Below are 18,748 nucleotides of genomic sequence, written 5' to 3'. Positions count from 1 at the left end.
GCGCCCCTTCTCATCGCATATCGCAGATAACGTGGCAGATCAGATGCGCGTCGTGCCGCCGGTGCTGTCCCGGCCGGCACCCGGGCCGCCGCTGCCCGCCTCCATGCCGCCGCCATAGCTGCTGGCGCTCGACCCGGTCGCGCTGCCCGAACTGCTGACGCCGCTGACATGGCCGCGCCCGCCTGCGGCGGATCCGGTGCGGCGCATATCCCCTGCAGCCTCCCTGACACCCTCGGAAATCCCCGAGACGCCGAACGGCCCGGCCGCGCCCATCCGGATCCCGTTATGGACCTCGCGCACGCCGAATACGTCGTCGGCGATGTCTTCGATGCAGTATTTCTGGTGGCGATCGCGGACATTCCCGCTCAACCGCACCACGCCGCCATCCACGTTGACCTCGACGTCCTGCACGTCGACATGGCGCGCATGGGCCAGCCGTTCGCAGATTTCTTCACGAATACGCTCGTCGCTGCGCTGGTAGCCCTTCGGGCCGACGCGGTCGCGCCCACGCAACGGCTGGCCAGATCTGCCTTCGCCCCGGTCATACTCGCTTAGGTGCGAGGCCATGCCGCCCTGGCGCCCGGTCATGGCCTGGCCGCCGCGGCGGCTTTCGCCCCACTCGTCGCGCACGTTTCCGCCCTGGTCCGGGCCGCTGGCGCGCCACGCTTCATCTTCGTCCCACGGCGCGCGCTGGCCGGAACGCTGCCAGTCTTCGCGGCCACCCTGGCGGCTGCCGTAATAGCCCTGCCCACGCACATCGTCGCCATGGCGCTGGCGGCCTTCGTAGCGCCCTTCGCCATAGTCGCGGGCCGGCCCGCCAGACTGCCCGTAGCGGCCTTCGCCATAGCCGCGCGGGTCGTCCGCGCCTGCGCGGTGCGGCGCCTCATCGTCGCGCCACCAAGAGCTGCTGCCTTGATTCCGGAATGGATGCATGGTTCGTCTCCTGCCGATCGGAACTGCGGAATGGAAACTGCGGCGCCGGCATGCAGCGGCGCCGCACCGCTTGCCTGAGGGCGCAAGTTCCGTTCCACTGCGGCAGGCATGTCGCGCGGCCGCGCGCGGCTTGCAGTTCACGCCGGCGCAAGCCAACGCAAAGGCGGGCGCCCTGTAAAAAGCGCCCGCCTTTGTAAGGCATCCTTGCGATGCCGGAGAAACCCCGGATGTTCCTGCAAGGGACCCGGCCTGGATCCCGATGATGCATCGCCTCAGGCGGCGAGTGACTCCGCAAAGTCCAGCGCGGATCCGCTGCCGTCCTGGTCTTCCTGCATGATCAGCCCGACGCCACGCCGCTTTGCCGCGGCTTTGCCGATATTGACGGCGACGTCCCGATCCTCGCAATGAACCAGGCCCTTGCGTGCACTTTCGACCGTCAGTTCCCAGCCTTGGGGCGTCTGCCTGATGAGGAAGTTCGCAGCCATGGGTCGCTCCCGAGTCGTTTACGTGTTCTTGAAGGGTAGCGCATGGGTGCCACGGCAAAATCGGCGTCCGTCCTATAGCGTGTGGGCACTCCTCCTACACGCCCGGCATGAAAGCGCCTCTTGATTCATATCAGAGTCATAACTAAACGGAGGTCCATAAAATCCATCGCAATTCAGCGAAAACAAACCCGGGAGACGATGGATTTGCGCACTGCCACAACCCCGCCGTCCGCCGCCAGGAGCGTGCTGCATGACGTGGAGCAGACCCAGTTGGCCATCGAACTGATCGGGCTGGGCGCGCGCCTGCAGGTGCTGGAATCGGCGCTGTCGTTGCCGCGCGGGCGGCTGGTCCGGTTGTACAGGGAATTGCGCGGGACATCGCCGCCAAAGGGCATGCTGCCCTTTTCGACCGACTGGTTCGTGACGTGGCGGCCCAATGCGCATGCGTCGATGCTGCTCAATGCCTACCGCTTCATGCGCGACGCCGGCGGGCTGGCGGGTATCCGCGCGCTACTGTCGGGCTACCGCGTCTACCGGGAGCAGCTCTCCGTCACCGGGGAAACCGCGGAACTCAGCTTCACGCGCGCCTGGACGCTGGTGCGCTTCCACGAGAACGGCATGCTGCAGCTGGCACGCTGCCGGCGCTGCGCAGGCGACTACGTGGTCCAGGCGAATGGCCCGCGCCGGCACTACGTTTGCGGCATGTGCATGCCGCCCGCGCGGGCCGGCAAGGGCCGCAAGGCGGCCGCGAGCACGGTGGCCTGAGCGCGCCGGTGGCAGGCATTGTCTCCTGCCGCACTGTCAGCGCCGCCGCGCCCTCCCAAGATAGGCAAGCCAGCCAGACCGGCCAGCCGCGCGCATGCACGCGGTCTTCACGATTGCCTCGGGAGCCCCGCCGATGTTCAGGATCAACCTGCTGTCCCGCATACTCGGCGCCGCTGCGCCCTCCCAGGCCGCCAACGATGCCCACAACCTGGCGCCAGCGCCTGCCGTGCCGCCCGCGCCTGCCGTCACCGCGCCCGCGGCGCCGGCCAACCCGGACCTGCTGGCCACCAACCTCAAGACCCAGGGCGATGCCATGGTGCAGTATGGCGCGCGCCTGCTGGTGATACGGGAACTGCTCGCCGCCCTGGCCGCCGGGCTGCCGCCGGCAGCCCAGGCCGGGGTGGAACGGCGCTTCCGCGTGCGCGTCGACCAGTTGCTGGCGCTGACCGACGACCGGGGCCTGCCGGCGGAATTCCACGACACCCTGCTGGCTGAAATCAACTACTACCTGGGCGAACTGAAGCACTGAGGGCGCAGCGCTTCAGCGGTGCGACAACGCAGCCGCCAAGACTATGCCCCGCCACCGGTGCGTGGCGGACACTTTGTCGACGTTGTAACACCTCGGTACAAGCCAGCTTGGCGCAACGTGCTACAGTGCGCCCTTCGCACCGGGCCAGCGCAACTGTGCGCCTTTGTCCCCGTTCCGACATTTCCGGCGCGCACACCGTGCGCGCCAGGCGTTGCCCAATCGACGTGCCGGGCCGCCAGCCATTCGCTCTTGCCGACCGCGCGCGCCCCGCCCGCCCTCGTCCGCCACCTGCCGTGGCGCCCAATCATCGCTGTGCAGCCGCGCGCCGGAACGCCGCGCTGCCGCCATCGCTCCACAGGATCCTCATGACCCATCGGCTCCGGGCCGCACTTGTCGTCGCTGTCTTCAAATTCTTTGCCGCGCTGCCTTACGGCGTGACCGCGCGCCTGGGAGACGGCATCGGCAAGCTGCTGTACCAGATCCCCAGCCGCCGGCGCCGGATCGTGCTGACCAACCTGGCGCTGTGTTTCCCGGACATGGATGAAGCCGCCCGGCATCGGCTGGCACGGCGTCATTTCGGCCATGTCATGCGCAGCTACCTGGAGCGCGGCGTGCAATGGTTCGGCGATGCGCAGCAGCTGGACAAGCTGATCGAACTGGACAGCCGCATCGACCTGGCCACCTGCACCGGGCAACCGACCATCTTCCTGGGTTTCCACTTCGTCGGCATCGAAGCCGGCTGCATGTTCTATTCGATCCGCCACCCGGTCGCATCGCTGTACACCAGGATGTCGAGCCCGATGCTGGAAGAGATCGCGCGCGCGCAGCGCGGGCGCTTTGGCGCCGAGATGATTCCGCGCAGCGGCAGCGGCAAGCAGGTGGTGCGCACGCTGCGTGCCGGCTGCCCGGTGATGCTGGCGGCTGACATGGACTTCGGCCTGACCGATTCGGTGTTCGTACCGTTCTTTGGCGTGCCGGCCTGCACGCTGACGTCGGCCTCGCGGCTGGCCAGCATGACGGGCGCGCGCGTGGTCCCGTTCACTACCGAAGTGCTGCCCGACTACCGCGGCTATCGCCTGCGCGTGTTCGACCCGCTGGAGGGCTTTCCGTCCGGCTCCGTGGAGGAGGATTCGCGCCGCATGAATGCCTTCCTGGAAAAGCAGATCGCGACCATGCCCGAGCAGTACTACTGGGTCCACCGCCGTTTCAAGAACCGGCCCGCCGGCATGGCGCCGGTGTACTGAGCCGGCGCTAGCCGCCGCCGGCGCGCTGCCACGCGGACTGGATATCGTCCATCAGCCGCGCCAGCTTTGCCGCATAGCGGGCGTTGTCGCGCCTGCGCTCGCTGGCTGAATACGGGAAGCTGATGTTCAGGCCATAGAGCTGCTGGTCGGGGCCGCGGAACGCCGCGCCCACCGCCAGCAAATGCCCCTGCTGGTAGGCGGCGGTGCAAAAGCCGCGTTGCTGCGACTGCCCGATCGCCCGCAGCACGCGCGCCCGCATGGCCGGCCAGGCCTCGCCCTGCCGCGCCGCGATGCCTTCAAGCATGTCCTCGCGCACGCCGTCCGGCTGTGCCCCCAGCCATGCCAGCCCGATCGATGTCAGCTCCATCGGCACGCGCGTGCCCGGCACCACGCGCCGCGTGCGCGAAACGCTGTCCAGGCTATGCCGGATCGAGGCCAGGTACACCATGTCGAGCTTGTCGCCCACCGCCAGTCCCACGTTGACCTTGTCGGCCTCGGCCACCTTGCGCATCAGCGGCAGCGCGATTTCCGCGGCGCGGTTCGCATGGCGGAAGGCATCGGCCAGGCTCAGCACCACCGGCGCGAGCCGGTAGGCGCGTTCGTTGACGTCGTAGCGCAGGAAGCTGGCGTCCACCAGCGAGCGCGTCAGCCGGCTGACGGTCGGCCGCGGCAGGCCGGTGCGCGCCGCCAGTTCCGCATTGGTCAGGCTGGTGGTCCCGACGCGGAAAGCGCGCAGCAGCACCAGCCCCCGTTCCAGTGACTGGCTGCCGGCGGTATCGCGGGTAAAGCGGCCGGTCTGGTGGGTCACGCGGCGCGTCGACACCGCTTCGGGGGCTTCGGGTGCTGTCCGGGCCATCTCCGCATAATTTCAGTAAGCGAAATCCGAGTATAGCGGCGACGCGCCGCAGCGCGAATACTGTGGGCTCCGCCGGCTCTTGCACCGGCCCACAACACAGAGGAGCGCCCCGCATGTCATCCGCCGCCGATATCCAGCTCAGCCGCGACGGCCACGTCGCCCGCATCGTTCTGTCCCGTCCGCCGCACAATTTTGTCGATGCCGACGTGATGCACCGGCTCGCGGACACGCTGCTGGCACTGGACGACGACGCCAGTTGCCGCGCCATCGTGCTGGCCTCCGGCGTCAGCGCCTTCTGCGCGGGCGCCGACTTCAGCGGCGCCGGCCAGGGCGAGATCGCCAACGACCCGGCCGGCTTCTATGTACAAGCGATGAAGCTCTACCGCAACCGCAAGCCCATCGTCGCCGCGGTGGAAGGCGCCGCCGTCGGCGCCGGCCTGGGCCTGGCACTGGTGGCCGACTTCCGCGTAACCTGCGCCGAGGCACGCTTCAGCGCCAATTTCAACCGGCTGGGCTTCCATCCCGGCTTCGGCCTCAGCGTGACGCTGCCGCGGCTGGTCGGCGAGCAGCAGGCCGCGCTGCTGTTCTACACCGGCCGCCGCATCTCCGGCACCCACGCCGTCGCCATCGGCCTGGCCGACGAACTGGTGGCCAAGGCCGAAGTCAACGACCGCGCCATGGCGCTGGCGCAGGAAATCGCCGCCTCGGCGCCGCTGGCGGTGGAAACCACGCGCGCCACGCTGCGCGAGGGCCTGGCCGACCGCATCGCCGAGGTCAACCAGCGCGAACTGGCCGTCCAGCGCGGGCAGTTCCGCAGCGAGGATTTCCGCGAAGGCGTGGCCGCGATGGCCGAGCGCCGCACGCCGGTGTTCCACCGCCGCTAAGGAGCCAACCGTGCCTGGACAACACACCCCTGCCACGCCCGCCGGCCCGCTCGACGGCATCCGCGTGCTGGACCTGACCGCGGTCGTGCTCGGTCCGCTGGCCACGCAGGTGCTGGCCGACTTTGGCGCCGACGTGATCAAGATCGAAGGGCCGGAAGGCGACCTGATGCGCGCCAACGGCGTGTCGCAGCACGCCGGCATGAGTTCGATCTACCTGGCGCTGAACCGCAACAAGCGCTCGGTCGTGCTCGACCTGAAGACCCCCGAGGGCGCCGAAGCGCTGCGCGCGCTGATCGCCGGTGCCGACGTGCTGGTGCACAACATGCGCGTGGCGGCGATCGAGCGGCTGGGCTTTGGCTACGAGGCAGTCGCCCGCATCAACCCGCGCATCGTGTACTGCGTCGCAACCGGCTTCGGCCAGGACGGCCCGCACCGCGACAAGCCCGCCTTCGACGACATCATCCAGGCCGGCTGCGGACTCGTGGCGCTGGGCGCGGGCAATGGCGAGCGTCCGGAATACGTGCCCAGCCTGATCGCCGACAAGACCACCGGGCTGGCGCTGGCCAACGCGGTGCTGGCCGCGCTGCTGCACCGCGAGCGCCATGGCGTGGGCCAGTCGGTCGAAGTGCCGATGCTGGAGACCATGGCCGCCTTCGTGATGACCGAGCACCTGGGCGGCCTGACCTTCGAGCCCGCTCCCGCCGGCGCGGGCTATGCGCGGCTGCTGCAAGGCGGCCGCCGCCCCGCGCCGACGCGCGACGGCTGGATCTGCGCGCTGCCCTATACCGAACGCCACTGGCAAGCCTTCTTCCGTGCGGTCGGCCGCAACGATCTTGCCGACCGCTACGAAGTCGGCGACCGCGCGCAGCGCAATGCCAATATCCGCGCGCTGTATGGCCACCTGGCCGAACTGACGCCCGAGCGCAGCACCGACGAATGGATGGCGCTGTTCGAGTCGCTCGACATCCCCGCCACGCCGATCTACGGGCTCGATGCGCTGGTCGACCATCCGCACCTGCAAGCCGTGGGCCTGTTCCAGGCCACGCAGCACCCAACCGAAGGCGCGTTGCGCGAAGTGCGCCCGGCCGCGCGCTTCTCGGCCACGCCGCTGTCGTTGCGCCGGCATGCGCCGGCACTGGGCGAACACACCGCCGAGGTCTTGCAGGAAGCCGGCATCACCCTACCCGCCGCGCATGCCGGCACACCCGCCGGCGCTCAGGAATAACAAGGAGACACGCATGAATTTCCAGCTCGACGAAGAACACCGCATGCTCAAGGACCTGGTCGCGCGCTTTGTGCGCGAGCAGCTAATCCCGCTGGAGCCGGCGGTGCTGGCCCGCGAGGCCGGGGGCGGGCAGCACGCTCTGCTGCCGGAAGAACAGGCGCGGCTCGATGGCCTGTCGCGCGAGCTGGGCCTGTGGGGACTGGACGCGCCCGCCGAGATGGGCGGCGCCGACCTGCCCGTGGTAGCGATGGTCGGCGTCAACGAGGAACTCGGCAAGACCATCACGCCCTATGACCTGCCGCCGGATTCGCCCAACCTGCGCATGCTGATGCTGACCGCGAACGACGCCCAGCGCGAGCGCTACCTGGACCCGTATGCGCGCGGCGAAACGGTATCGGCCATCGCCATTTCCGAGCCCGGCGCCGGCGGCGACCCGGCCATGATGACCACACGCGCCGAACGCGACGGCGACCACTGGGTGCTGAACGGCCGCAAGATCTGGATCAGCCGCGCGGCGCGCGCCGACTGGACCATCGTGATGGCCGTGACCGACAAGGCCTCGGGCGCGCGCGGCGGCATTTCGGCCTTCATCGTCGAGCGCGGCACGCCCGGCCTGCGCGTGGAGCGCCGCATCCCGATGATCGGCGGCCATTCCACCTATGAAGTCGTTCTGGAAGACTGCCGCGTCCCCGCCACGCAGCTGCTTGGCACCGAAGGCCAGGGCTTTGCGCCGATGCAGGCACGCCTGTCCACGCGCCGCGTGCAGATGGCCGCATGGTGCATCGGCCGGGCGCAGCGCGCCCTCGACATGATCTGCGAATACGCGCCGCAGCGGCAGACGTTCGGCGCGCCGCTGGCACAGCGCCAGGCGATCCAGTGGTGGGTGGCGGACGCCGCCACGCGCATCCACGCCTGCCGCCTGATGACCTACGAAGCCGCCAGCCGCATCGACGCCGGCGAAGAGGCGCGCACGCAGGTCTCGATGATCAAGGTCTTCGCCACCGAAATGGCGTGGGAAGTGATCGACCAGGCGATGCAGACCTTTGGCGCGATGGGCATGACCAAGGAGCTGCCGCTGCAGCAGATGGCCAACGAGACCCGGCTGATGCGGATCTACGAAGGGCCCAGCGAAGTGCACCGCTGGGTGATCGCGCGCGACCTGCTCGGCCTGCGCCGCTGATCTACTGACCACTTTGCACCGGCGGGAACACGCCGGGCTTTTTCGACCGAAAGGAGACACCATGCAACAGCCTTACCGTTCGCGCCGCCGCTTCCTGGGCCTCGTCGCCGCAGCGCTGGCAGGCATCGCACCGCTGCCGGCGTTTGCTGCCGACGATGCCTTTCCCTCGCGCGCGATGCGCTTTATCGTGCCGTTCCCGGCGGGCAGCGGCACCGACACCACCGCGCGCCTGTTCGCCAGGAAGATCGGCGAGCTGACCGGACAGGGCGTGGTGGTCGAGAACAAGCCCGGCGGCAACGGCTTTATCGGCGTGCAGACCGCGCTGAACGCGCCGGCGGACGGCTACACGGTGTTCATCGGCAGCAATTCCACGCTGTCGACCAATGCCGCCACGTTCCGCAAGCTGCCGTATGACCCGCTGACGGATTTCGCGCCGATCACGCTGCTGTCGCGCGGGCCGTGCGTGGTCATCGTGCCGGCCGGTTCCCCCTACCGCACGCTGGCGGAACTGCTGGAAGACGCGCGCAAGCGGCCCGGCGCGCTCAACTACGGCACGGGCTCGATCTCGTACACGCTGTACAGCGAATGGCTCAACGAGCTGGCCAGGATCAAGACCACGCCGGTGCCGTACAAGGGCGCTGGCGATGCGATCAACGGCGTGATGGCGGCCAACGTGGACTTTGCCGTGGTCGATGCCACCGGCGCGATCGAACTGGTGCGCGGCGGCAAGATCCGGGCGCTGGCCTATACCGCGCCGCAGCGCTCGCCGCTGTTGCCGGACGTGCCGTCGATCGTCGAGGCCGGCCTGCCCGATTTCCTGGCCTACAACTGGGTGGCCGCCGCGATTTCCGCCAAAACCCCGCCGGCGGTGGTGAAGCGCCTGCAGGACCTGTTCACGCAGGCCGGCAACGCGCCCGACGTGCGCGAGTACTACACGCGCCAGTCGACCAGGCTGATCCTGTCTTCGCCGGCGGAAATGCTGCAGTACCAGAAGGATGAGATCGTGCGCTGGAAGCGGCTGGCGACGGTGGCCAAGATTCCGCTGCAATAACCTTCAGGGCGCTCAGCAGCTGTGCTCGCGCAGCAGCGTCGTCAGGCGCTGCGCCAGCGGCGACAGGTACGCGCCGGCGCGGGTCAGCACGCCGATTTGCCGGCGCAGGTCCAGCTCTTCGACTTCCAGCGGCAGCGGGCGCAGGCCGTGCTGCATGGCGTCGCCGCCCTCGTTGGCGATGCTCAGCATCTGCGTGCCCTGCATCAGCGCGAACAGCGAGGGGCTGCCGAAATCGATCTCGACGCGCGGCTGCGGCGCCGGCAGGCCGCGCTGGCGGAAGGCGGCGTCGACCTGCTGCCGCAGCGTGATATGCCCCTCCGGCAGCAGCCATTCCTGGTCGGCCAGGTCCGCCAGCCGCAGCTTGCGCCGGCGCAACAACGCGTGGCCCTGGTCCGCTACCACTACCAGCCGGTCGTCGAACAGCGGCTCCACCGCAAAGTCCGTTGACGCCTGCACCGGCGCCACCGCGAGATCGAGCTCGCCCGCGGCCAGCAGGTCCAGCACGTCCCGCGCCAGCCGGCGCCGCAAGCGCAGCCGCGCGACCGGGCGCTCGCGCATCAGCTGCTGGCACGCGCCCAGGATCACGCCGCCCGGAATCGACGGCGAATAGCCCACCCGCAGCACGCCCTGCTCGCCGGTGCGGATGCCGAGCATTTCCTTGATGCCGTCCTCGTATTCCAGCCGGATGCGCTGCGCCCGCTCCAGGAAACGCGCGCCGGCGTAAGTGGCGGTCATGCCGTTGGCGGTCCGCTCGAACAGTGGCAGCCCGGCCTGCGCCTCCACCCGCTGCACCGCCTTGGTCAGGGCCGGCTGGCTGATCCCGAGGGCCTCCGCCGCCCTGCCGATGCCGCCGTGCGTGGCCACGGCGAGGATGTATTCCAGGTCCCGCGTCTCCATTGCCTCACATTCCTGATGGTTATGGCTTTATATCCAGCGCCGCATTGTGGTGATGGGCGTCATCTTACAGACTTAGGCGCAGAGCCGTAGCACAACACCATTCGCATCACGGAGACAGCATGAGTTTCGCGTACTTCCTGCGCCGCGCCGCGCGCTATTGGGGCGACCAGCCCGCCATCCTCTACCAGGACCAGGTGGTGACCTACCGCCAGCTGGAAGAGCGCTCCAGCCGCCTGGCCAACGCGCTGCTGGCGCTCGGGCTGCAGCGCGGCGACCGCGTCGCGGTGCAGGCGCGCAACCGGCCCGAGCTGGTGGAACTGGAGTGCGCGCTGTACAAAGCCGGCCTGGTCAAGGCGGCGCTGAATCCGCGCTTTACCGCCACGGAAGCCAGTGATGTGGTCGAAAACTGCACGCCGCGCGTGCTGATCGCCGGCCCCGGCTACACCGGCTACTCGCGCGCCACGCCGGGTTTTGGCAGCGTGGAGACGTTTATCGCCATCGGTGAAGCACCAGCAGGCTATGTCGGCTACGAATCACTGCTGGCCAACGCCGGCACCACGCCGCCGGACATCGCGCCCGCTGCCAGCGATCTCGCGGTGCTGCACTTCTCGTCCGGCTCCACCGGCAAAATCAAGGCGGCGATGCAGACCTACGGCAACCGCATGGCGGCGCTACGCAAGATGGTGGCCGGCATGGACCGCCCCGCTCGCCCCGGCGACCGGCTGGCGCTGATCGGCCCGGTCACGCACGCCTCCGGCATGCTGATGCAGCCCTACCTGTACCTGGGCGCGACGCTGGTGCTGTTCGACAAGTTCGAGCCCGCGCACTTCCTGGCAGAAGTGGCGCGGCTGCGCATCACGCACGTGTTCATGGTGCCGGCGATGATCAACATGCTGATGGCCGAGCCCTCGCTGGCGCAGGCCGACCTGTCCAGCCTGAAGACGCTGGCCTACGGCGCCGCGCCCATGGCGCCGGCGCGTATCCGCGAGGCGTGGGAGCGCATTGGCCCGGTCCTGTCGCAAGGCTATGGCGCCAGCGAATCGACCTCCGGCGTCACGCGCCTGTCGACCGCCGACCACGCCGACGCGATCGCGAACCACCCCGAGCGCCTGGCCTCGTGTGGCCGCGCGCTGGGCGAGACCGAAGTACGCGTGGTCGACGAACATGGCCGCGAGGTCGCGGCCGGCGAGATCGGCGAACTGGTGATCCGCGGCGAAGACGTGTTCCAGGGCTACTGGGGCGAGCCCGCGCTGACCGCCGAGACCATCGTCGACGGCTGGCTGCACACCGGCGACATGGCACGCGTGGACGACGCCGGCTACCTGTACCTGGTCGACCGCAAGAAGGACATGATCATCTCCGGCGGCTTCAATGTGTACCCGACCGAGGTCGAAGCCACGCTGTACCAGCACCCCGACGTGCTTGAAGCCTGCGTCATCAGCGTGCCCGACGACACCTGGGGCGAGAGCGTCAAGGCCGTGGTCACGCTGCGCCCGGGCCGCGAGGCCAGCGCGCAGCAGCTGATCGCGCACTGCCGCGAGCGCATCGCCGACTACAAATCGCCGCGTTCGGTCGACTTTGTCGCCGAACTGCCCAAGAACGCCAGCGGCAAGCTGGCCCGCAAGATCGTGCGCGAACGCTACTGGCAAGGCGTGGCGCGCCGCGTCAACTAAGGAGCCCGCCTGTCATGTTCGATCACCTGACCAACCCCGTGCTGGTGGAAACCCGCGCCGGCATCCGCCGCTTTATCGACGAGGAACTGCGCCCGCTGGAGCAGGAGCTGGGGCTCGGCTCCGAAGACCCGTGGCCGCGCGAAGTGCTGCGCAAGGTCTGGCGCCGCTCGTACGAACTGGGTTTCTATGCCGCCTGCCTGCCGGAATCGCTCGGCGGCAAAGGGCTGAATATCCAGGAGCAATGCGCGCTCAAGGCCGATCTTGCCGCCAGCGGCTCGACGCTGGCCGCGCATGTGCTGGGCGACCTGGGCGGCCCGCCGCGCGTGGGCAACATGCTCAAGTACGCCACGCCGGCGCAGCTGAAGCAGTACTTCGAGCCGGTCATCCGCGGAGAGAAGTCGACCTGCTTCGCGCTGACGGAAACGCATTCCGGATCCGACGCGCAAAGCATCAAGACCACCGCGGCCGCCGACGGCGACGAGCTGGTGATCAACGGCGGCAAGCACTACATCAGCGGCGCGCCGTTCGCGGACTTCGCCATCGTCATGTGCGTGACGGATGCCACCACGACGCCGCCGGCGATCAGCGCGGTCCTGGTCGACCTGAACCTGCCGGGCGTGACCGTGACCAACGAGTACGTGCCGATGTCGGGCCAGCATATCGACGGCGATATCCGCTTCGACAACGTGCGCGTGCCGCGCGCCAATATCTTTGGCGGCGAGGGCAACGGCTTCAAGCTCGGCATGTCGCGCATCAACGTGAACCGCTTGCTGCACTGCCCGTCGATGCTGGGGCTGGCCATGCGAGCCTATGAGTCGTCGGTGGAATACGCCGGCAAGCGGCGCCAGTTCGGCGGCCCGATCGCGCGCTTCCAGGCAATCCAGCACATGCTCGCCGATATGGCCGCGGCGCTGTGGGCCTGCGAAAGCATGATCGCGCACACCGCGGCACTGGCAGACGCCGGCGCCGATCTGCGCATGAAAGCCGCGGCGTGCAAGCTCTTTGTCTCGGAACGCTGTTTCGAAGTGGCCGACAAGGCGGTACAGATCCACGGCAACGTGGGCGTCACGCGCGGGCATCCGGTCGAGCAGACCTTCCGCAAGCTGCGCATGTTCCGCATCTTCACCGGCACGAGCGAGATCCAGCGCAACACCATCGCGCGCGCGATACTGGAGCCGCTGCAGCAGCAGGCGCAGCCGCCGAAACAGCAACAGGCATGACCGTGCCGGCGGCACGGTCGCCGCCGGCATCAGGACACTACAACAAGACCACGGAGACCTAGCATGAACCGCCGAGAATGGCTCGCCACCGCTGGCGCCGCCGCACTGGGAAGCGTCTTTCTGCCCGCCCGCGCCGCGGCCCCTGCCAACTATCCCAACCGGCCGATCCGGCTGATCGTCCCGTTCATCGCCGGCAGCACGCCGGACAATACTGCCCGCACGCTGTCGGCGGAGCTTGGCCAGAAGCTCGGCCAGCCGCTGGTGGTCGAGAACATGCCCGGCGCCGGCGGCATCATCGGCGCCACCGCGCTGCGGCGTGCCGTGCCCGACGGCTACACGCTGGGCATCCTCGCCAACACGCACGTGATCAACGTGCATATGTACCGCAAGATGCCGTACGATCCGGCGCGCGATTTCACGCCGATCACCGCGCTTTCCGGCGGGCCGACCGCGCTCGTCGTGCCCACATCGTCGCCGTACAAGACCGCGGCCGAGCTGGTCGCCGCCATGAAGAAAGCGCCGGGCAAGTTCAACTACGGCTCCGGCGGCAAGGGCAGCATCGCGCATCTGGCGGTGGAAACCATGCTCCACCAAGCCGGCTGCGACGCAGTGCACATCCCGTACAAGGGCGCGCCGGAAATCATCACCGCCATGCTGACCGGGCAGACCCAGTTCGGCATGCCGGTGCTTGGCACGGCGACCCAGTATGTGCGCAACCAGCAGGTGCGCGTGCTGGCCGTCACCGCCGCCGCGCGCTCGCCGTTCTTCCCGGACGTGCCGACCATGGCCGAAGCGCTGCCGCCCGGCTTTGTCATCGACAACTGGAGCGGGCTGTTTGCACCAGCCAACTTCCCGGCCGAGCTAACCCAGAAGCTCCATGCCGCCGTCGCCGCGCTGCAGAATGCCGGCGTGTTCGACGCGCAGCTCAAGGCCAGCGCGGGCGAACTGCGCCGCAGCGCAACCCCGGCCCAGTTCGGCACGGTCGTGGCCGCGGACAACTCGCGCTATGGCGAGCTGATGAAGTCGATCGGCATGGTCGGCGACCTGGGCTGAGCGCCCTGCTTTCAAACCGGGATTGCAAATGAAACCAGAATGGTCCTGCCTGAAGGACGTCACCATCATCGACGCCAGCCAGCTGCTGCCCGGCCCGCATGCGTGCAACCTGCTGCGGCAACTCGGCGCCGATGTGATCAAGGTGGAGCAGCCCGGCAGCGGCGACTCCATCCGCCAGCTCGGTCCTGCGGCTTATGCGCAGTTCAATCGCGGCAAGAAGTCCATCGCGCTGGACCTGAAAACCGACGCCGGCCGCGAGGCCTTCCTTGAACTGGCGCGCAATGCCGACGCCGTGGTGGAAGGCTTCCGCCCCGGCGTCATGAAACGGCTGGGACTCGACTATGCGGCATTGGCCGCCGTCAATCCGGCCATCGTGCTGTGCTCGGTTTCGGGCTTCGGCCAGACCGGACCGTACGCCAGCCACGCGGGGCATGACCTCAACTACCTGGCGCTGGCCGGCTACTGGGCGACGCCGGTGCAGGTGCACGACAAGGTCTCGCGCCCGCGCGTGCGCGTGTCGGACTATGCCGCGTCAGGTTATGCCGCGCTGTCGCTGGCCGTGGCCATCATGAGCGCGCGGCAGCACGGACGCGGGCAGCATCTGGACGTATCGATCCACGACGCCATCCTGTCATGGACCGCCCACGGCGCCTGGGCAGCGCGCGGCCATGAGGCGGCGCCGCAGGAATCGCCGACTGTGATGCCGGAGAACGACCTGTTCGAGACGCGCGACGGCAGGCATCTGGCGATGGGGATTCTGGAGAACAAGTTCTGGGTCAACCTGGGCGAGGCGCTTGGGGAGGAATTTCCTGCGCTGCGCGATCCGCGATATGCCACACGGGCCGGGCGCTATGGGCACAAGCTGGCGGTCAATGACCTGCTTGCGGCGGTGTTCCGGACGCGCGACCTTGACGATTGGGAGGCTTTCTTCGGACCGCTGGATATACCGTTCTCGCCGGTGCTGGGGGCGGGGGAATTGTTTGAGGATGCGCACATACGGGCGCGAGGGGTGGTGCGGCGCCCAGCAGGAGAAGACGGGATTGCGGTGAACTTCCCGGTCGGGTTCTCCTTAGGGTTGCCAGAGGGGGACGACTTTGTGGCCGGTCTCGGAAAGGGAACGGCGCGCTAAACGGCTCAAAAGAATTCTTTTCGTCACTTTACACCGATACGAAGCGCTGAGCCCTAACGGATTAGCGAGAATTATTGCTCGGCTATAATTATTGGAATCCAATAATTTCCAATAAGTGCGCCATGACAAACATCTATCGTCGCCCGGCCCTTGCAAGCCAGATGTCGAAGCAGTTGCTCCACCCCGGCGTGCTGGACGAAGGGCTGCGGTCAGGCTTATTCCTGTCGGGCTTACGACGCACCGGAAAAACGACGTTTCTTATCAACGACCTCGTTCCAGCCCTCGAGGCCGACGGTGCGATCGTTATCTACGTTGACCTCTGGAGCGACACTCAACGCAGCCCTGCGTCCCTCATCCTTGCCGCGGTAAAGAAGACGCTTGCCGAACTGGAGCAGCCGGGCTCCGCCGCCCTCAGGCAGCTCAAGCGCGTGTCGGGGGCCGACCTTGGCGCCTTTGGCCTCAGATTCGGGTTCAAGCTTGAAAGCGTTGGCGAGCCCGGCGGTGCCACGCTGGCCCACGCCCTTGCCGAAGTCGTCGACAAGGCCAAGACCAACTTGGTCCTGATCGTGGACGAGGTCCAGCACGCCATCACCTCCGACGAGGGCAATCGTATGCTACTGGCACTCAAGGCAGCCCGCGATGCCGTCAATCCACGCCCCAATACGCCTGGCTACTTCATCTTTGTAGGCACTGGCTCGCACCGGGCGCTGGTTGGCGAACTGACAGCGCGCCGCAACCAGGCCTTTGCAGGGGCTACCTCGGTCTCCTACCCCGTGCTTGGTGAAGACTACATCGCACATCTGCTGGAACGCTTGTCGGCAGAGGGATTCAGCGCGCGTCCATCGCTGGACGTTGCCGTCCAGGCGTTCCGCGCACTGGGCAACCGGCCGGAAGAGATGATCAAAGCCTTGCGGCAACTGCATTTCCACTTGCCCCCAGGCAGCAATCCGGACGAGCACCTGCCGGTCATCGCCAACACGCTCCGCTCGACCGCTGCCGACCTTGAACTGATGAAGCTCGAACAGCTGGGTGGACTGGCTACCGCGATTTTCGATCGCATCGCCTGCGCAGATGGTGACGCCCGCGGCTTGTTCTCGGCCGAGTCCGCCGCGGCATACTCCGCTGCCCTGGGACGTGAAGTCCGAATCGAGGAAGCACAGCCTGTGGTCAACGAGATGATGGCGACGAACCTGATCATGCGCAAAGGGCACGGGATCTATGGCGTGACTGACCCGTTCGTGCAGGAGATCTGGCTGGAGCGCAAGTCGCTTGAAGGCAAGCTGTAGCGGGAAGCAAGATAGCCGTCGCCTTTCACAGCTCGCCTTCATCGCAATTCGTGCCGGCACTGGCCGGGTGGAAACCAGCAGAATTGTCCCTGTCCGCTACTGCCCTTCCTTGCTACTTTTCTCAAAGTCAAAGGGGCCGATTGTGCCAAGGGGAGTCAGAGCATGAAGACCATCGGACTGATCGGCGGCATGAGCTGGGAGTCGTCCGCCGAGTACTACCGGCTGATCAACCAGGACATGAAAACGCGGCTGGGCGGGCACAACAATGCCCGCAGCCTCATGGCCACCGTCTGCTTCGAAGAAATCAAGGCACTGCAGCACGCGGAGCAATGGGATGAGCTTGGCCGGCTCATGCAGCAGGCCGCGCGGCAGGTCGAGGCCGGTGGCGCGGACTTCGTGCTGTTGTGTACCAACACCATGCATCGCGTGGCGCCGGCAATCGAGTCAGTGCTAAACGTGCCCTTCATCCATATCGTCGACCCGACGGCGCACGCGTTGCGTCAGGCCGGCATCCGGCGCGTCGGCTTGCTCGGAACCCGCTTCACGATGGAGCAGGATTTCTACCGCGGGCGGATGCGCGAGCTGCATGGCATCGACGTCTTGGTGCCGGAGCAGGCCGATCGCGAACGCGTGCACGATGTCATCTATGAAGAGTTATGCCACGGCATCGTGCGAGATGAGTCAAGGGCCGAATACCAACGCATCGTCGCCGCGCTCGCGGCGCAGGGCGCCGAAGGCGTGATCCTCGGCTGCACGGAAATCACGCTGCTGCTCAGGCAGTATGACGTGGCGTTGCCGGTGTTTGATACCACGGCGCTGCATGCGCAGGCTGCGGTGACGCTGGCGCTCGGCTAAGCGGCCCTGCCCTATCTTGAGCGATTTCTGAGGTGCTGGCCGGCGTGATCCCAGCACGCCTGCTGCGCCAAGTATCGCCTTTCTGCCCTTCTCCATCGCCTGCACCGGTTTCAGGACTCAGCGATTTCCTAGCGAGCCGCGTTCCTGCAAGCTTCGCTTTCCCAATGGGAATGCGACATCTCTTATCGCCTTCGTGGCGCATCCACGAAATACTGGTTGCGTCATCGGATTGCCGGTGACCGGGCGTGGAAACCCGAGCAATTGACGCGAACAGACGTTGCCGCACCAATGGGCAACGTCTGTGTACTCGCACGGACCGATTGGCTCCATGGCGGGTCGAGCGGGGCAGCCGCAAGGCTGGGCCGGTTTTTCGCGTTCTTCCGGTATTTCCACCCTCGCTTTTGACCCGCCGCCCTCACTGACTTGGGTGGCGCAACCACTTAGTGAGGTGTCATCCATGACGATCGAACCAGTCGAAACCAGTGTTTCCCTGCATCAAATCCGCGCCGGCATTGAAGGCGTGCTCGCGCTTTTGGAACAGCTGAGCGTACGTTCCGAAGAGTGCTTCAGCGCGCTATGCCTGCTGGGGATGGTGCAGGCTAAGCTGGCCGAGTTGATGGACGCGGACCCGCTCACAGCGTAGCGGCGCATGCGTTGGCGGCGCTTCGGCATCCGCCAGCGCATAACCTCAAGCTTGACGACAACAACATGACCACGACCAGCGCACTCCCCGACAGCCAGGCATACGCGCTCATCCAGCGAGAAGTCGTGGCATTGCTGGAATCCGCGCGAGGTGCAGCCGCAAGAAGCGTGAACGCCCTCATGACCGCTACATACTGGGAAATCGGCCGACGCATCACCGAGTTCGAACAGGCAGGACAAGAACGCGCCGGGTATGGCGACGCATTGCTCGGACGTCTGGCATCCGACCTTTCCTCCCGGTTCGGCCGAGGCTTCAGTAGGCAAAACCTGCAGCAGATGCGCACCTTCTACCAATTTTGGCCGGCAGAGAAGATTTGCCAGACACTGCCTGGCAAATGTGTGCACGAAAAGCCACTTCACCTTACCGTCCTGCGCAGGCCTTCCGTCTGCCCTGGTCCGCCTATGTGCGCCTGATCTCAGTCAAGAGCCACTACGCGGGACTTCTACGAAACCGAGGCATTACGCTGTGGCTTGTGGATCTCAAGGTTGGTAAGTTCAGCTATGCCGACGCAGGCCAAATGCACCTTTACCTGAACTATGCGCGCGAGAATTGGATGAAGCCGGGGGAGAATCCCCCGGTTGGTCTGATTCTGTGCACGGAACTGGGCGCCTCGGAAGCGCGCTACTCAATCGAAGGTCTGTCCAACACAGTGTTGGCCGCCGAGTATCGGACTGTACTACCCGATGAACGATTACTTGCCGAGAAGCTGGATCAGACGACGCGAGCTGGAAGCCCAGCATAGCGTCAGCAGGATAGAGAAGACCGCAGCCTCCTGACCAT

General features: G+C 67.0%; 20 protein-coding genes. 16 read left to right on the top strand and 4 right to left on the bottom strand.

Annotation, left to right across the window (positions count from 1 at the left end):
* Nucleotides 1–39 precede the first annotated feature (39 nt).
* A complete protein-coding gene (locus tag IPF36_RS28115) occupies nt 40–933 on the bottom strand; it encodes a BON domain-containing protein (protein ID WP_195431585.1) in 894 nt (297 codons plus the stop codon).
* A 272-nt stretch (nt 934–1,205) separates the two neighbouring features.
* Nucleotides 1,206–1,418, bottom strand: coding sequence for a hypothetical protein (locus tag IPF36_RS28110; RefSeq protein WP_135703806.1), 213 nt, complete (start codon nt 1,416–1,418; stop codon nt 1,206–1,208).
* 198 nt (nt 1,419–1,616) lie between these two features.
* Here IPF36_RS28110 and flhC point away from each other — a divergent pair, with 198 nt between their 5' ends.
* The 3 genes from flhC to IPF36_RS28095 all read left to right on the top strand — a co-directional run bounded on the left by flhC (nt 1,617) and on the right by IPF36_RS28095 (nt 3,956).
* Nucleotides 1,617–2,183, top strand: coding sequence for a flagellar transcriptional regulator FlhC (flhC, locus tag IPF36_RS28105; protein ID WP_133095196.1), 567 nt, complete (start codon nt 1,617–1,619; stop codon nt 2,181–2,183).
* A gap of 133 nt (nt 2,184–2,316) precedes the next feature.
* Nucleotides 2,317–2,712 carry a hypothetical protein gene (locus IPF36_RS28100; RefSeq protein WP_135703805.1) on the top strand — a complete coding sequence of 132 codons (396 nt, stop codon included), beginning with the start codon at nt 2,317–2,319 and terminating at the stop codon, nt 2,710–2,712.
* Between the two features lie 365 nt (nt 2,713–3,077).
* Nucleotides 3,078–3,956 carry a lipid A biosynthesis lauroyl acyltransferase gene (locus IPF36_RS28095; protein WP_133095198.1) on the top strand — a complete coding sequence of 293 codons (879 nt, stop codon included), beginning with the start codon at nt 3,078–3,080 and terminating at the stop codon, nt 3,954–3,956.
* Between the two features lie 7 nt (nt 3,957–3,963).
* Here the strand turns inward: IPF36_RS28095 and IPF36_RS28090 are convergent, their stop codons facing one another.
* Complete coding sequence (locus tag IPF36_RS28090; protein WP_133095199.1) at nt 3,964–4,812, bottom strand: IclR family transcriptional regulator; 849 nt, start codon at nt 4,810–4,812, stop codon at nt 3,964–3,966.
* Nucleotides 4,813–4,925: 113 nt separating this feature from the next.
* On the opposite strand from IPF36_RS28090, the gene IPF36_RS28085 reads away from it, so the two are divergent.
* From IPF36_RS28085 to IPF36_RS28070, 4 genes are all read left to right on the top strand, one after another.
* The gene (locus IPF36_RS28085) at nt 4,926–5,696 is read left to right on the top strand and encodes an enoyl-CoA hydratase/isomerase family protein (RefSeq protein WP_195431584.1); all 771 of its coding nucleotides are present in this window, start codon (nt 4,926–4,928) and stop codon (nt 5,694–5,696) included.
* 10 nt (nt 5,697–5,706) lie between these two features.
* Entirely contained in the window at nt 5,707–6,921 is a 1,215-nt protein-coding gene (locus IPF36_RS28080) for a CoA transferase (RefSeq protein ID WP_195431583.1), read from the top strand.
* A 13-nt stretch (nt 6,922–6,934) separates the two neighbouring features.
* Nucleotides 6,935–8,101, top strand: coding sequence for an acyl-CoA dehydrogenase family protein (locus tag IPF36_RS28075; protein ID WP_135703802.1), 1,167 nt, complete (start codon nt 6,935–6,937; stop codon nt 8,099–8,101).
* A 61-nt stretch (nt 8,102–8,162) separates the two neighbouring features.
* Nucleotides 8,163–9,152, top strand: a complete 990-nt coding sequence (locus tag IPF36_RS28070) for a tripartite tricarboxylate transporter substrate binding protein (RefSeq protein ID WP_195431582.1) — start codon at nt 8,163–8,165, stop codon at nt 9,150–9,152.
* Between the two features lie 12 nt (nt 9,153–9,164).
* On the opposite strand, the gene IPF36_RS28065 is transcribed toward IPF36_RS28070, so the two are convergent.
* On the bottom strand, nt 9,165–10,049 hold the full coding sequence (locus tag IPF36_RS28065; protein ID WP_195431581.1) for a LysR family transcriptional regulator: 885 nt from the start codon (nt 10,047–10,049) through the stop codon (nt 9,165–9,167).
* 119 nt (nt 10,050–10,168) lie between these two features.
* Between IPF36_RS28065 and IPF36_RS28060 the strand changes: the two genes are divergently transcribed.
* The 9 genes from IPF36_RS28060 to IPF36_RS35175 all read left to right on the top strand — a co-directional run bounded on the left by IPF36_RS28060 (nt 10,169) and on the right by IPF36_RS35175 (nt 18,710).
* Nucleotides 10,169–11,722, top strand: coding sequence for an AMP-binding protein (locus tag IPF36_RS28060; RefSeq protein ID WP_133095205.1), 1,554 nt, complete (start codon nt 10,169–10,171; stop codon nt 11,720–11,722).
* A 14-nt stretch (nt 11,723–11,736) separates the two neighbouring features.
* Entirely contained in the window at nt 11,737–12,942 is a 1,206-nt protein-coding gene (locus IPF36_RS28055) for an acyl-CoA dehydrogenase family protein (RefSeq protein WP_135703798.1), read from the top strand.
* Nucleotides 12,943–13,005: 63 nt separating this feature from the next.
* Entirely contained in the window at nt 13,006–13,995 is a 990-nt protein-coding gene (locus IPF36_RS28050; RefSeq protein ID WP_195431579.1) for a tripartite tricarboxylate transporter substrate binding protein, read from the top strand.
* 28 nt (nt 13,996–14,023) lie between these two features.
* Nucleotides 14,024–15,124: a CaiB/BaiF CoA-transferase family protein gene (locus IPF36_RS28045; RefSeq protein ID WP_195431576.1), complete on the top strand. Its 1,101-nt coding sequence runs from the start codon at nt 14,024–14,026 to the stop codon at nt 15,122–15,124.
* A gap of 122 nt (nt 15,125–15,246) precedes the next feature.
* Entirely contained in the window at nt 15,247–16,410 is a 1,164-nt protein-coding gene (locus IPF36_RS28040; protein ID WP_195431574.1) for an ATP-binding protein, read from the top strand.
* Nucleotides 16,411–16,572: 162 nt separating this feature from the next.
* Nucleotides 16,573–17,265: an aspartate/glutamate racemase family protein gene (locus IPF36_RS28035; protein WP_195431572.1), complete on the top strand. Its 693-nt coding sequence runs from the start codon at nt 16,573–16,575 to the stop codon at nt 17,263–17,265.
* 457 nt (nt 17,266–17,722) lie between these two features.
* Nucleotides 17,723–17,908: a hypothetical protein gene (locus IPF36_RS28030; RefSeq protein ID WP_116319659.1), complete on the top strand. Its 186-nt coding sequence runs from the start codon at nt 17,723–17,725 to the stop codon at nt 17,906–17,908.
* Between the two features lie 65 nt (nt 17,909–17,973).
* A complete protein-coding gene (locus IPF36_RS34880; RefSeq protein WP_255519919.1) occupies nt 17,974–18,381 on the top strand; it encodes a DUF1016 N-terminal domain-containing protein in 408 nt (135 codons plus the stop codon).
* Nucleotides 18,303–18,710 (top strand): PDDEXK nuclease domain-containing protein, encoded by a 408-nt coding sequence (locus IPF36_RS35175; RefSeq protein WP_368671207.1) that lies wholly within the window; start codon nt 18,303–18,305, stop codon nt 18,708–18,710. The genes IPF36_RS34880 and IPF36_RS35175 overlap by 79 nt, the downstream gene beginning before the upstream one ends.
* Nucleotides 18,711–18,748: the final 38 nt, after the last annotated feature.

Origin of the sequence: Cupriavidus sp. IK-TO18, assembly GCF_015549295.1 — a bacterium.
Classification (GTDB): Bacteria; Pseudomonadota; Gammaproteobacteria; order Burkholderiales; family Burkholderiaceae; genus Cupriavidus; species Cupriavidus oxalaticus_A.
Note: the sequence above shows the minus strand (reverse complement) of the source record. Positions and strands in the feature narration are given on the sequence as shown.